Genomic DNA, 12,900 nt, shown 5'->3' on the forward strand with positions numbered 1-12,900 from the left:
TTCCAACTCTGGCACGAGACCAACGGCACCCCCGGCCTCCAAACCACCGGAACCAACCCCGACACCCCCGTCGGCTCCCCCTGCACCACCGGAGCGAACGGCGTCTGCTCCACGGACAACCTTCCGTTCGGCACCTACTACTGGCAGGAAACCGCCGCTCCCCCCGGCTACGAACTGCCCCAGACCGCGGTGACCACGGTCGAACTGACCGTGGACTGCCCGTGTGTGACGATCACGGTCGAGGACGAGAAGTGCCCGCCGAAGCCGTGTCCGCGCCCTCCTCACCCGCCGCACTCATGGGCCTCAGCGGACTCATGGACCCTGTGGGGCGGATGGAACCTCTGGGACCTGGTGCGCGGTGAGTCCGGTCCGAACGAGGACTGCGCTTCCGCGTCGCCCACGTCCTGGAAGCGCTCCTGAAGGACCGCTCCGGCGCGAGCGCGTGAGGGCATGACGCGATGGACCGGCCGGAGGAGCCCGCAGGGGCTCCTCCGGCCGAGTGCGCCGACAGCGCGTCAGGTGACCACCGCGGTCCCCAGCCGGCTCATCGAGGCCGAAGATCCACAACAGAATCCGGGCCTCTGAACGCGTCCTAGCCCAGTGCCTGCTTGAGGTCGGCGAGCAGGTCGTCGATCGACTCGATGCCGACCGAGACGCGCACCAGGTCGGCGGGCACCTCCAGCGCCGAACCGGCCACCGAGGCGTGGGTCATCCGGCCCGGGTGCTCGATCAGCGACTCCACGCCGCCGAGCGACTCGCCGAGGGTGAACAGCTGCGCACGGTTGCAGACCTCGACCGCCGCCTCCTCGCCGCCCTGGACCCGGAACGAGACCATGCCGCCGAAGGCCTTCATCTGCTTGGCGGCGATCTCGTGGCCGGGGTGCTCGGGCAGGCCCGGGTACAGCACCTGGCTGACCTTCGGGTGGCTCGCCAGCAGCTCGGCGACCTTCTCCGCGTTGGCGCTGTGCCGGTCCATCCGGACACCCAGCGTCTTGATGCCGCGCAGCACCAGCCAGGCGTCGAACGGCCCGGAGACGGCGCCCATCGCGTTCTGGTGGTACGCCACCTCCTCGCCCAGGCTCGCGTCGGCCAGCACCAGCGCACCGCCGACCACGTCCGAGTGGCCGCCCATGTACTTGGTGGTGGAGTGCACGACCGCGTCCGCGCCGAGCGCGATCGGCTGCTGCAGGTACGGGCTGGCGAAGGTGTTGTCGACCACCAGCAGCGCGCCGGCGCCGTGCGCGACCTCGGCGAGCGCGGCCAGGTCGGTGATGCCCAGCAGCGGGTTGGACGGGGTCTCCACCCAGACCGCGCGGGTGTTGGGGCGCAGCGCGGCCCGGACGGTGGCCAGGTCCTGGGTGTTGGCGACGGAGAACTCGACGCCCCAGCGGGTCAGCACCTTGGCGAACAGCCGGAAGGTGCCGCCGTAGGCGTCGTTGGGGATCACGATGTGGTCGCCCGGCTTGAGGATGGTGCGCAGCAGGGTGTCCTCGGCGGCCAGGCCGGAGGCGAAGGCCAGGCCTCGGGCGCCGCCCTCCAGCGCCGCGAGGCACTCCTCCAGCGCGGTGCGGGTCGGGTTGGCGCTGCGGCTGTACTCGTAGCCGCCCCGCAGGCCGCCCACCCCGTCCTGCTTGTAGGTGGACACCTGGTAGATCGGCGTGACGACGGCCCCGGTCTGGGGGTCTGCTTCCTGACCCGCGTGGATGGCGAGGGTCTCGAAGCCCTGGGGAAGCTGGTGCTCGGTCATGGGTCGAGCCTAGTGGCCGTGCGGCCCGGCGCCCTCCGGAACGTCCCAGCCCGCCGTGAACCGGGCCGGCTGCGAAGCGGGGCTGCGGCGGAATCCGGGCGGCGCCGGAATCCGGGGGCGGCCCGCCGCGTTGAATCCTGCGCAACCCTCCCTACCCCGCAGGAGCAGGCCGTGCTGTTCAACCGCCACAAGACCTCGCTCGTTCCCGCCGACCAGGCGCTGCCCGGCCGGGAGTCGCCGGGCTTCGCACTGCGCGAGCCGCACACCGTGCTCGGCCACCCGCTCACCGGGCCGTACCCGGACGGCCTGGAGGTGGCCGACTTCGGGCTGGGCTGCTTCTGGGGCGCCGAGCGGACGTTCTGGCGCCTGCCCGGCGTCTGGACGACGCTGGTCGGCTACCAGGGCGGCTACACCCCCCACCCGACGTACGAGGAGGTGTGCAGCGGGCTGACCGGGCACACCGAGGCGGTCCGGGTGGTGTTCGACCCCTCGGTGATCTCCTACGAGCGGCTGCTGAAGACCTTCTGGGAGGCACACGACCCGACCCAGGGCAACCGCCAGGGCAACGACGTCGGCACCCAGTACCGCTCCGCCGTCTACACCCACTCCCCCGCCCAGGCCGCCGCCGCGGCCGCCGGCCGGGACGCCTTCCAGCTGGCCCTGACGGCGCTCGGCTACGGCCCGATCACCACCGAGATCGCCCCGGCGGGCCCGTTCTACCCGGCCGAGCCGTACCACCAGCAGTACCTGTCCGACGCCAAGAATCCGAACGGCTACTGCGGCCTCGGCGGCACCGGCGCCTCCTGCCCGATCGGCGTGGCCCGCACGCAGGGCTGACCGTCCGTGACCGTTCCGGCGGGCTGGCCACCCGAGGTGACCGCCCGCCGGTCGGGGCGCAGACTGGAAGGGCCAGCAGACGGGCCTGCCTCCTCTCCGCGCGGGCGGCCGGGCCGTCCGCGCGGAGAGGAGTGCGCCATGTCCGGTCTCGTCCGCATGAACTTCGACGCCCCCGAGGAGGTCCGCCCCTTCGAGGAGGGCACGGGGGAGCTGCGCCTGGTCAACCTGGACGCCGGCCCGGTGGGCCGGGCCGTGTTCCACCCGGGTTGGCAGTGGTCCAAGCACGTGAAGCCGATCGCCAGGACCGACAGCTGCCGGGCCGCCCACACGGGGTACGTGGTCTCGGGCCGGATGAGGATCGTCATGGACGACGGTCAGGAGACCGAGTTCGGCCCCGGCGACCTGATGATCTGCCCGCCCGGGCACGACGCCTGGATCGTCGGCGACGAGCCCTGCGTCATCGTCGACTGGCAGGGCTTCGCCGACTACGCCAAGCGCTGACCGGCGGGCTCCCGGCGGCTCCCGGCGTCAGACCGCGCTGCCGGCCTTCCAGGCGGCCCAGCCGAGGTTCCAGCCGTTCAGGCCGTTGTCCGGCGCGACGGTCTTGTCGCCGGAGTTCACGACCTCGACCACGTCGCCGACCATGGAGCTCTTGTAGAACTTGTAGCCGTCCGTGCTGCCGTCCTGCGCGCCCTTGGCGTCCTGGAGGCCGATGCAGCCGTGGCTGGTGTTCTGGCCGCCGAAGATCGACGACGAGGACCAGTAGTTGCCGTGGATGAAGGTGCCCGAGGTGGTGAGCCGCTGGGCGTGCGGCACGTCCGCGATGTCGTACTCGCTGCCGAGGTTAACGGTCTGAGAGTTCATCCGGGTCTGCTGGAACTGCTCGGAGATCACCATCTTGCCGCCCCAGGTGCGGTGCTCGGGCGACCCGCCGGAGATCTTGTAGACGGCGCTGACCTGGCCGTCGGTGGTGACGGTGAGCTTCTTGGCGCCGAGGTCGGCGACGCTGGTCTGGGCACGGCCGATGGTGAAGCGGACGTCCTTGGACTGGGTGCCGTAGACGCCCTTGGCGCCCTCGACGTCCTTGAGCCGGAGCTTGAGGGTGACCTTGGTGCCCTTGGCCCAGTACTCCTGCGGCCGGAAGTCGAGGCGGGTGCTGGAGAACCAGTACCCGACGATCTCGACGCCCGGCTCGGCTATCACGGTGATCGCCTGCTGGACGGCCTTGCGGTCGGTGATCGGCTTGCTGAAGGTGATCGAGACGGGCATGCCGACGCCGACGACCGAGCCGTCCTCGGGCGTGAAGTAGCCGACGAAGGTGTTGGCCGGGGTGGCCGTGGTGAAGGTGGCGTTGGCGTCCGCCTCCAGCTTGTCCTTGTCGAGGGCGGTGGCGGCCACGGTGTACTTGGTGCCGCTGGCGGGGGCGGCGGCCGAGGTCCAGCTGGCGCCGTCGGAGGCGAGCTGGCCGGCCAGTTCCTTGCCCGTGGAGTCGGTGACCTTGACGGTGCCCAGGGTGCCGTTGCTGACGGTGACCTTGACCGGCTCGCTGAAGCTGGCGGAGGCGGCACCGTCCGCAGGAGTGACGGTGATGACGGCGGTCGAGGTCTTCGGCGCGCTGCTGGTCCCGCCGGAGCCGCTGCCGGTGCCCGGGGTTCCACCGGAACCGCCCGAGCCGCCCGAGCCGCCCGAGCCGTTGGCATCGGCGCTCTTGGTGTCGTTGCAGGCCGCGAGCAGCAGGACCGGCGCCCCGATCAGGCCCGCGAGCACTCCGCGCCGGCTCCAGTTGCCTCCGCCTGCCCGCCCCTGACCGTCCCGTGCCGTCACGTCGCGTCTCCCTGCTGATCATCCCGGGCATTTACGGATACAGAAACGCAATCCGCCCGTGCACGGTTCCACCTCCGAAGGGTAAGCGATCGTATGAGATGACCCAACTTCCCGGTGAACAGGGAAAAAACGCCCGGCCTGCGGGGCAGACCGGGCGTTCACGAGCGGTGACGAGCCAGCGGGGCGAGGCCGCTACTCGGCGGACTCGTCCACCACGTACTCGTCCCACCCCTCGTTCTCGGGGTCGAACTCGGTCTGCGCCGACTCCCAGGTCGCCGAGGCCAGCTCGACACCCGGCACGTCGCCGAGCAGCGCCACCGGGTCGATGAAGTGGGCGAGCGAACCCGACGGGTCCACCTCGATGGCGTCGACGGACTGGGCGCGCTCGTCGTCGTCGAGGTACTCGTCCTCGGTCACCTGCTTCAGGGCGGCCGCCTTGAGCGCGCCCTCGTCGGTGATCTCCGCGATGAGCTCGATCTTGAGCCGGACGTAGCGCGGCTCGTCCTGGGTGGTTTCAGTGCTGGTCATGCGTGTGAGCGTACGGGAAGGGCCGGTCCCTCGGAGAAGGACCGGCCCTGCCGTTCTCCGCCTCGGTTCCCCCACCCGGGAACCGCGGAGACGCGCCGTGCGGCGCGAGGTGCCGCGGGAGCCGCCGCACCCTGTCGACCGGCCGCAGCCGGGCAGGGGCGGGACGACGGCGCCTCCCGCGGAGGCCCCTCTCCCCCGTTGCCGGGCTGGAGGGCGGACACGGCGGGCCGGGTCAGGACCGCCCGACGTGTCCGGAGCCGACCGCGTCCGCCGGGGAGCCGCTCCCGGACGGTTGCCGTCGTCTCGCTCGGCGTCTTGCCGTTGACCACCACGATGCCGGACCGTTGTTAACCGCGTGCTGCGGGCAGGTGACGCCGGTGTACCACTTCGCCCGTGGGCGAACCGCGGGCAAAGCGTGGGCGAACCCTCGTCCGCCCCGCCGACCGGGGCCGGTGGCGGGATCGGGGCTGGCGGCGGGGCCGGTCAGGGCCGGGGCCGGGGCCGACGGATCAGTGCGCGGCGCGGCCGGCGAGGAAGCCCAGCAGGTCCTGGCGGGTGACGATGCCCTGCGGCTTGCCCTCCACCAGCACCACCGCGGCGTCGGCCTTCTCCAGCACGGTCATCAGGTTGGTGACCGTCTCGCCCGCACCGACGACCGGCAGCGGCTTGGACATCACCCGGTCCAACGTGTCGGTCAGCTCGATCTCCTTCGCGAAGACGCCCTCCAGCAGCAGCTTCTCCGCCACCGAGCCGATCACCTCGCCGGCCATGATGTCCGGGTGGCCGGCACCCGGGGAGACCACCGGCATCTGCGAGACGCCGTACTCGCGCAGCACCCGGACCGCCTCGGCGACCGTCTCGTTCGGGTGCATGTGGACGAACTGCGGGATGCCCTCGTGCTCGATGGCGTCCTTGCGGGCCAGCACCTCGCCGATGTGCGCCTCGTCGGTGGCCGAGGGCAGGAAGCCGTAGTCGGCCATCCAGTCGTCGTTGAAGATCTTGGACAGGTAGCCGCGGCCGCCGTCCGGCAGCAGCACCACCACGACGTCGTCCGGGCCCAGGTCCTTGGCCACCTCCAGCGCGGCCACCACGGCCATGCCGCAGGAGCCGCCGACCAGCAGGCCCTCCTCCTTGGCCAGGCGGCGGGTCATCTGGAAGGAGTCCTTGTCGGAGACGGCGACGATGCCGTCGGCGACGTCACGGTCGTAGGCGGTCGGCCAGAAGTCCTCACCCACGCCCTCGACCAGGTACGGCCGGCCGGTGCCGCCCGAGTAGACCGAGCCCTCCGGGTCGGCGCCGATCACCTTGACCTTGCCGCCCGAGACCTCCTTCAGGTAGTTACCGGTGCCGGAGATGGTGCCGCCGGTGCCGACGCCCGCCACGAAGTGGGTGATCCGGCCCTCGGTCTGCTCCCACAGCTCCGGACCGGTGGAGTGGTAGTGCGAGGCCGGGTTGTCCGGGTTGGAGTACTGGTCCGGCTTCCAGGCGTTCGGGGTCTCCCGGACGAGCCGGTCGGAGACGTTGTAGTACGAGTCCGGGTGCTCGGGGGCCACGGCGGTGGGACAGACGACCACCTCGGCGCCGTACGCGCGCAGGGTGTTGATCTTGTCGGTGGACACCTTGTCCGGACAGACGAAGATGCACTTGTAGCCCTTCTGCTGGGCCACGATCGCCAGGCCGACACCGGTGTTGCCGGAGGTCGGCTCGACGATGGTGCCGCCCGGCTTCAGGGCGCCCGAGGCCTCGGCGGCCTCGATCATGCGCATCGCGATGCGGTCCTTCACCGAACCGCCGGGGTTGAAGTACTCGACCTTCGCCAGCACTGTCGCGCTGATGCCCTCGGCGACCTTGTTCAGCTTGACCAGCGGCGTGTTGCCGACGAGGTCGATGATCGAGTTGTGGTACCGCACGGGGGTCCTCCCGGTTGTGGGCATGCGAGTGCTTTCGGTACTGCAAAGCCTAGGCCGTGCCGCCCGCCCCAGCCCGCCCTTCCGCCCCACCCGTCCCTCACCCCGCCCCGGCCCCGCGCGGCGGCCCCCCACCCGCCCTCCTCCCCCCAATGGCCCAGCCCCGCAGGTAGCCCCGGCCCCCGCGCGGGTAGGAGGGGGGTGCAGGCATCGCCATGGCCCCGGAGGGGGCGGCACGAGGACGCGAAGGGGGCATCGGATGCCAGGGGCACAGGACTCGCGGGCCCGGGTGGCCCGCCGGATCGCCACCGCGGCGGCGTACGGCGGCGGCGGGCTCGGCCTGCTGGGCGTGGGCCTGGTGGGCGTGCTGCTCACCGAGAGCAAGCTGGCGATCCAGGCCATCGGCGTGCTGGAGGGCGATCCGCCCAAGGCCGACGGCGTCTACGGCGAGGCCTTCGCCGACAGCTCCGCCGCCACGCAGCCGCCGCTGGTGCTGGCCGTCCTCGGTGACTCCACCGGCGCCGGCCTCGGTGTGCTGCGGGCCCGGGAGACCCCGGGCGCGCTGCTGGCCGCGGGCCTGGCCTCGGTGGCCGAACGCCCGGTCCGGCTGGTCAACGTGGCCCGCACCGGCGGCCGTTCCGCCCACCTCTCGGGCCAGCTGGAGCAGGCGCTGCCGCACCACCCGGACGTCGCCGTGCTCATGATCGGCGCCAACGACGTGACCCGGCACAGCCCGGCCCAGCTGGCCGTCCGCCAGCTCGGCGAGGCGGTCGCGGCGCTGCGGGCGAACGGCTGCGAGGTGGTGGTCGGCACCTGCCCGGACCTCGGGACGATCAAGCCGGTGCACCCGCCGCTGCGCTGGGTGGCCCGTCGGCTGAGCCGGCAGCTGGCGGCCGCGCAGACCATCGCGGTCGTGGAGGCCGGCGGCCGGACGGTCTCGCTGGGCTCGCTGCTGGGCCCTGAGTTCGCGGCGCGCCCGGAGATGTTCGCCGCCGACCGCTACCACCCGTCCGCCCAGGGCTACGCGACGGCCGCGATGGCCGTGCTGCCCTCGGTGTGCGCCGCGCTCGGCCTCTGGCCGGAGGAGGAGCGCCCGGCCGCACCCGTGCCGGGCGGGACGGTGCTGCCGGTGGCGATGGCCGCCGCCGCCGCGGCCGGGCGTTCGGGCACCGAGGTCGCGGCCGTCGAGGCGGAGGGCGCCGGCCGCCGCTGGGCGTTGCTTCGCCACCGGCTGCGGGTCGGGCTGCCCGGCTCGTGGGCGCCCGAGGAGGCCGGGGAAGGAGCCGTTCCAGAGGCCGGCGACACGTCGGCCAGCTCACACGCCGGGACGGGTGACGCCTGATCTACCAGGCGGTAACTTTCCTCCCGGACGCCAGTCCGCCGTCACCCAGCGAGGAGCCCGCCATGCCCGAAGCCGTCATCGTCAGCGCCACCCGTTCGCCGATCGGCCGGGCCTTCAAGGGCTCGCTCAAGGACGTCCGCCCCGACGACCTGACCGCCCACGTCATCCAGGCCGCCCTGGCCAAGGTCCCGCAGCTCGACCCGCGCGAGATTGACGACCTGATGCTCGGCTGCGGCCTGCCCGGCGGCGAGCAGGGCCACAACCTGGCCCGCATCGTGGCCGTCCAGATGGGCATGGACTACCTGCCCGGTGCCACCATCACCCGCTACTGCTCGTCCTCGCTGCAGACCACGCGGATGGCACTGCACGCGATCAGGGCCGGCGAGGGCGACGTCTTCCTCTCGGCCGGCGTGGAGACCGTCTCGCGCAGCGTGAACGGGACCTCGGACGGCATGCCGGGCACCACGAACCCGGTCTTCGACGAGGCCCAGGCCCGTACCGCCAAGCGCGCCGAGGAGGGCGGCGGGGAGTGGCACGACCCGCGCGAGGACGGCCTGCTGCCGGACGCCTACATCGCGATGGGCCAGACCGCCGAGAACCTGGCCGCGCTCAAGGGGATCACCCGCGCCGAGCAGGACGAGTTCGGCGTCCGCTCGCAGAACCTCGCCGAGGCCGCCATCAAGGCCGGCTTCTGGGAGCGCGAGATCACCCCGGTGACGCTCCCGGACGGCACCGTGGTGAGCAAGGACGACGGCCCGCGCGCCGGCGTCACACTGGAGGGCGTCTCCGGCCTGAAGCCGGTGTTCCGGCCGGACGGCACCGTGACCGCCGGTAACTGCTGCCCGCTGAACGACGGCGCCGCCGCGCTGGTCATCATGTCCGACACCAAGGCCCGGGAGCTGGGCATCACCCCGCTCGCCCGGGTGGTCTCCACCGGCGTCAGCGCGCTCTCCCCCGAGATCATGGGCTACGGCCCGGTCGAGGCCTCCCGGCAGGCGCTGCGGCGGGCCGGCCTGACCATCGACGACATCGACCTGGTCGAGATCAACGAGGCCTTCGCCGCCCAGGTGATCCCGTCCTACCGGGATCTCGGCATCGACCTGGACAAGCTGAACGTCAACGGCGGCGCGATCGCCGTCGGCCACCCGTTCGGCATGACCGGCGCCCGGATCACCACCACCCTGATCAACTCCCTGCAGTGGCACGACAAGCAGTTCGGCCTGGAGACCATGTGCGTCGGCGGCGGCCAGGGCATGGCGATGGTGATCGAGCGGCTCAGCTGACCCGCCGGGCCGCCCCGAAAGGGTCTGGACCACCCATTTGGAGTGACCGTGAGTAATTGAGGGCCGGATCACATCGCGAGGTCGATCCGGCCCTCTTTTCGCTCGTTTTCAGCTCGGAAATCGACACTGCGGAGCGGATCAACTCCACTGCGTAGAACGGTGTTACCTAACAATTTGGGGACAAGAGCGAAAGTCCCCCACAAATTAGACATTCGCCACTGCGGCAACAGCCCCGGATGCGGCAGTGTGGACACGTAACCCCGTTCCGCTCCTCGCTAGGAGTACGTTCCGTGAGCGCCGTCTACACCATCCTGCTGCTGATCCTGATCACCGTGTCGACCGCCGTGCTGCTCCACCTCCGGGGACTCTCCCGCCGGCTGGACGCGCGGGCCACGGCCCAGGCCGCCCCCGCCCCGGTGGACCAGGCCGCGATACGCCAGGCCGTCACCGAGGCACTCGCCGCCGACCGCGAGCGGGAGATCACCGAGGCCCGGGCGTTCTGGGCCGAGCAGGAGGCCCGCGCGGCCGAGGACGCGCCACTGTTCGACTCCCCGTACACCGGCCCGTTCGCCAGCACCGACGAGTGGCCGCTGTTCTTCCCCCGCCCCACCGGCCCGCAGGACGCCGTCGACAACGCCGGCACCATGGACCCGGAGTTCGGCGAGGCGCTGCGCTCCGCGCTGGAGGACCTGATCAACGAGGGTCCCGCCGAGCCCGGACCCGAGGGCGGCTCGTCGCTGTTCCCCGGCCAGGGCGCCGGCACCTTCTCCACCGGCACCTCCTCCGCCGGCACCTCCTCCGCCGGCACCGCCGAACCCACCGGGGACGCCCGCGCCCGCCGCGAGGCCGACCTGCTGGCCACCGGCCTGGAGGCCGGGCTGCTGGACGCCGACCAGGCCGTCGAGGACGCCCCGGTCGCCGCGCCCGACCCGCGCCGCCACCCCTCCCACCCCGACTTCGTGCCCAGCCAGGCGCCGTCCCGCGAGTGGACCGACACCCGGCTGGCCACCCTCGCCGACGAGGCCGTCGCCCTGATCGACGTCCGCCCGGGCCCGCTGGGCACCCTGGACGTGTACGCCTTCGCCGACGGCACCACGCTCTGCGTGGCCCCGGGCGACCGGGAGGCCGCCTACCGGCTGATCGACGCGGTCCGTGCCGGTGAGCACGTCCGGCTGCTCGGCGGCTCGCGCTTCTCCGGCTCGTACTCGCTGACCTTCTCCACCGACGAGGAGGCCGTCTACGTCCTCGCCGACCGGGTGGTCGCCAGCATCTGACGCCGCCCCAGCAGCGCGGCACACCACAGCACGCCGAAGGCCGGCCGGGTCAAGGGGTTACCGACCCGGCCGGCCTTCGGCGTGTCCGGACGTCTATCCGCAGAGCGCCGCCGTCTCGCGCACCGCGGCCAGCGCCCCGGCCAGCACCTCCGCGGCCGCCACCGGCCCGCCCGGCAGGGCGACCGCGTCGCCCTCCGGCAGCGCCGCCAGCGCGGCCGCCAGGTCGTGCCCGGCGACGGCCAGTTGGTCCCCCGCCGCGAAGGCCCCGGCGTCCGGGAACTCCCGCTCCGGCCCGCCCTCCGCCGCCAGCGCCAGGGCCGCCAGCCGCCGGGCCAACGCCAGCGCGGCCCCCGCCCGGGACTCGTACCCGGGCACGGCGCCCAGCAGTTTGCTCTGCGGCAGCGAGCGGAAACGATCCGCCAAGGAGTCGACGGCTTCGACCAGGAGCTGTACGTCATGCATGACAGGGAGCCTAAACGCCGCCGGGCCCCCGGAGCGTTTCGCTCCGGGGGCCCGGCGGCAGTGGTACGGCGGGAACGCGATTAGTCGTCGCCGCGCAGGATCGCGATCAGGCGCAGCATCTCGACGTAGATCCAGACCAGCGACAGGGTGAGCCCGAAGGCGGCCCGCCAGGCCTCCTTCTGCGGCGCGCCCTGGGCGATGCCCTCTTCGATCGCCGCGAAGTCCAGCGACAGGAAGAAGGCGCCGAGGGCGATGCCGATCAGGCCGACCACGATGCCCAGCGGGCCTGAACGCAGCCCCATGTCGGCGCCGAACGCCATCGCGATCATGTTGACCAGCATCAGCAGCACGAAGCCCATGGCAATCGCGATGCCGATCCGGGTGTAGCGCGCGGTGACCCGGATCCGGCCGCTCTTGTAGGCGAACAGCATCGCCGCGAAGACCGCCGCCGTGCCCAGCACCGCCTGGATCGCGATGCCGTTGATGACGGTGTTGAGCGCGTGCGTGACCGCGCCGAGCGCGAAGCCCTCAAGAGCCGCGTAGGTCAGGATCAGCGGCGGGCTGACGCTGCGCTTGAAGGAGACCACCAGGCCGACGACCATGGCCACCAGGCTGGCGCCGATCGCGAAGCCGAAGTTCTCGAACGGCAGCACGAACCAGGCCACCGCGCCGGCGGCGACCAGGGTCAGCAGCGTCATGGCCGTGCGCGCGACCACGTCGTCGAGCGTCATCCGCCCGGTGGCGGCGGGGCCGGCCGACGGCCCGTTGTACATCTCGTACAGCTGCTCGTCGGTCAGCGGGCCCTGCGCCTGCGGCTGCTGGGCGTAAGGGGTCCCCGCGTAGGGGTTGTTGCCGTACTGGCCCCCGGCCTGCGTGGTGGTACCGAACCCCGCGTAGCCGGGCTCGCGGGTGAAGGACCCCTCCCGCGAGAAGACCGGGTTGCTGCTTCTCATTGCACATTCCCTCCGTGGCGGCACTGCACCGCCCAGCCACCAGGGTAATGGCTTGGCAAAAATATCGGGATACGCCGCGAGGAGGATCACTGAACGACTCCCGGCGGGGACGCCGTCGGCGCCCCCGCGAGTCGAGCGGTGCCCGGAGCCGGACTCGAACCGGCACGGCCTCGCGGCCAAGCAGTTTTAAGCTGCCCGTGTCTGCGTTCCACCATCCGGGCGTCCTGAGGACGGACCCCTCCATCGGCCGGAGAAGAAGCGCTCCACCCCCGGTGCGGGCCACCCCAGAGCCTAGTCGCCCGCCTCGCCCTTTCGCATGTTCCCAGCCAGGGAAGTTGTCATGTTTCCTTGCGATCTGACGAACAGTCCGCAATTCGGCCACGAAGTGTACGAGTTCCGGCCACCGCCCAGCGCTCAGGGTCGGCGTCATACCCCAGGAGGAGGGCGTCACCTGGCCGTACGCCCAGCGGTGGTCAGGCCAACCGTCCGGCGGAGCGACGAGAACTCGTGATCACACGGCGGAGCATGGAGGTACGGCCGGGCGCCCCTGGCGGCCCGGCCGTCCAGGCGCCCAGCGCGTCTCCCGCAGCCCGCGACCACCAAGGAGCACCCCCGTGACCACGTCGACCGCAACCGCCGTCCGGACCGGCCTGGCGGCCGCCCGCGCCACCGGCCTCAACAAGGTCTACGGGGACGGGGAGACCCGCGTCGTGGCCCTCGACAACGTCAGCGTCGACTTCCCG

Annotated in this window: 12 protein-coding genes, 1 tRNA gene and 1 pseudogene; 7 read left to right on the forward strand and 7 right to left on the reverse strand. The window is 72.2% G+C overall.

From position 1 onward, the window contains the following. The coding region (locus AB0P03_RS18050) for a prealbumin-like fold domain-containing protein (RefSeq protein ID WP_363629608.1) at window positions 1-420 on the forward strand (420 nt) is incomplete at its 5' end. Between the two features lie 172 nt (window positions 421-592). On the opposite strand, the gene AB0P03_RS18055 is transcribed toward AB0P03_RS18050, so the two are convergent. After that, on the reverse strand, window positions 593-1,747 hold the full coding sequence (locus AB0P03_RS18055) for a cystathionine gamma-synthase (RefSeq protein WP_063348017.1): 1,155 nt from the start codon (window positions 1,745-1,747) through the stop codon (window positions 593-595). A gap of 171 nt (window positions 1,748-1,918) precedes the next feature. Between AB0P03_RS18055 and msrA the strand changes: the two genes are divergently transcribed. Both msrA and AB0P03_RS18065 read left to right on the forward strand, forming a co-directional pair. Further along, window positions 1,919-2,584 (forward strand): peptide-methionine (S)-S-oxide reductase MsrA, encoded by a 666-nt coding sequence (gene msrA / locus AB0P03_RS18060; RefSeq protein WP_363629610.1) that lies wholly within the window; start codon window positions 1,919-1,921, stop codon window positions 2,582-2,584. Window positions 2,585-2,722: 138 nt separating this feature from the next. Beyond that, the gene (locus AB0P03_RS18065; RefSeq protein ID WP_350880013.1) at window positions 2,723-3,085 is read left to right on the forward strand and encodes a cupin domain-containing protein; all 363 of its coding nucleotides are present in this window, start codon (window positions 2,723-2,725) and stop codon (window positions 3,083-3,085) included. A gap of 27 nt (window positions 3,086-3,112) precedes the next feature. Here AB0P03_RS18065 and AB0P03_RS18070 read toward each other — a convergent pair whose 3' ends face one another. The 3 genes from AB0P03_RS18070 to AB0P03_RS18080 all read right to left on the reverse strand — a co-directional run bounded on the left by AB0P03_RS18070 (window position 3,113) and on the right by AB0P03_RS18080 (window position 6,846). Next, window positions 3,113-4,408 (reverse strand): Ig-like domain-containing protein, encoded by a 1,296-nt coding sequence (locus AB0P03_RS18070; RefSeq protein WP_363621315.1) that lies wholly within the window; start codon window positions 4,406-4,408, stop codon window positions 3,113-3,115. A 192-nt stretch (window positions 4,409-4,600) separates the two neighbouring features. After that, a complete protein-coding gene (locus tag AB0P03_RS18075; protein ID WP_063348021.1) occupies window positions 4,601-4,936 on the reverse strand; it encodes a hypothetical protein in 336 nt (111 codons plus the stop codon). Between the two features lie 509 nt (window positions 4,937-5,445). Then, entirely contained in the window at window positions 5,446-6,846 is a 1,401-nt protein-coding gene (locus tag AB0P03_RS18080) for a cystathionine beta-synthase (protein WP_363585474.1), read from the reverse strand. Window positions 6,847-7,102: 256 nt separating this feature from the next. Between AB0P03_RS18080 and AB0P03_RS18085 the strand changes: the two genes are divergently transcribed. From AB0P03_RS18085 to AB0P03_RS18095, 3 genes are all read left to right on the forward strand, one after another. Further along, window positions 7,103-8,185 (forward strand): SGNH/GDSL hydrolase family protein, encoded by a 1,083-nt coding sequence (locus AB0P03_RS18085; protein WP_363585475.1) that lies wholly within the window; start codon window positions 7,103-7,105, stop codon window positions 8,183-8,185. A gap of 62 nt (window positions 8,186-8,247) precedes the next feature. Next, on the forward strand, window positions 8,248-9,468 hold the full coding sequence (locus tag AB0P03_RS18090; RefSeq protein ID WP_063348024.1) for an acetyl-CoA C-acetyltransferase: 1,221 nt from the start codon (window positions 8,248-8,250) through the stop codon (window positions 9,466-9,468). A gap of 290 nt (window positions 9,469-9,758) precedes the next feature. Then, complete coding sequence (locus tag AB0P03_RS18095) at window positions 9,759-10,742, forward strand: hypothetical protein (protein ID WP_363629612.1); 984 nt, start codon at window positions 9,759-9,761, stop codon at window positions 10,740-10,742. Between the two features lie 93 nt (window positions 10,743-10,835). On the opposite strand, the gene AB0P03_RS18100 is transcribed toward AB0P03_RS18095, so the two are convergent. The 3 genes from AB0P03_RS18100 to AB0P03_RS18110 all read right to left on the reverse strand — a co-directional run bounded on the left by AB0P03_RS18100 (window position 10,836) and on the right by AB0P03_RS18110 (window position 12,378). Beyond that, on the reverse strand, window positions 10,836-11,204 hold the full coding sequence (locus AB0P03_RS18100; protein WP_363629614.1) for a hypothetical protein: 369 nt from the start codon (window positions 11,202-11,204) through the stop codon (window positions 10,836-10,838). A gap of 80 nt (window positions 11,205-11,284) precedes the next feature. Then, window positions 11,285-12,157 (reverse strand): Bax inhibitor-1/YccA family protein, encoded by an 873-nt coding sequence (locus AB0P03_RS18105; protein ID WP_363589740.1) that lies wholly within the window; start codon window positions 12,155-12,157, stop codon window positions 11,285-11,287. 139 nt (window positions 12,158-12,296) lie between these two features. Continuing rightward, window positions 12,297-12,378: transfer RNA gene (locus AB0P03_RS18110), tRNA-Leu, on the reverse strand. Between the two features lie 393 nt (window positions 12,379-12,771). Between AB0P03_RS18110 and AB0P03_RS18115 the strand changes: the two are divergent. Continuing rightward, window positions 12,772-12,900 (forward strand): annotated as a pseudogene (locus AB0P03_RS18115) (ABC transporter ATP-binding protein); the annotation flags it as partial.

The organism is Kitasatospora sp. NPDC088779, assembly GCF_040685395.1.
Classification (GTDB): domain Bacteria; phylum Actinomycetota; class Actinomycetes; order Streptomycetales; family Streptomycetaceae; genus Kitasatospora.

What these genes read in the sequence shown, in the direction of transcription:
- AB0P03_RS18055 (WP_063348017.1), bottom strand. Translation starts at nt 1,747, where the DNA reads ATGACCGAGCACCAGCTTCCCCAGGGCTTCGAGACCCTCGCCATCCAC.
- AB0P03_RS18065 (WP_350880013.1), top strand. Translation starts at nt 2,723, where the DNA reads ATGTCCGGTCTCGTCCGCATGAACTTCGACGCCCCCGAGGAGGTCCGC.
- AB0P03_RS18075 (WP_063348021.1), bottom strand. Translation starts at nt 4,936, where the DNA reads ATGACCAGCACTGAAACCACCCAGGACGAGCCGCGCTACGTCCGGCTC.
- AB0P03_RS18085 (WP_363585475.1), top strand. Translation starts at nt 7,103, where the DNA reads ATGCCAGGGGCACAGGACTCGCGGGCCCGGGTGGCCCGCCGGATCGCC.
- AB0P03_RS18090 (WP_063348024.1), top strand. Translation starts at nt 8,248, where the DNA reads ATGCCCGAAGCCGTCATCGTCAGCGCCACCCGTTCGCCGATCGGCCGG.
- AB0P03_RS18100 (WP_363629614.1), bottom strand. Translation starts at nt 11,204, where the DNA reads ATGCATGACGTACAGCTCCTGGTCGAAGCCGTCGACTCCTTGGCGGAT.
- AB0P03_RS18105 (WP_363589740.1), bottom strand. Translation starts at nt 12,157, where the DNA reads ATGAGAAGCAGCAACCCGGTCTTCTCGCGGGAGGGGTCCTTCACCCGC.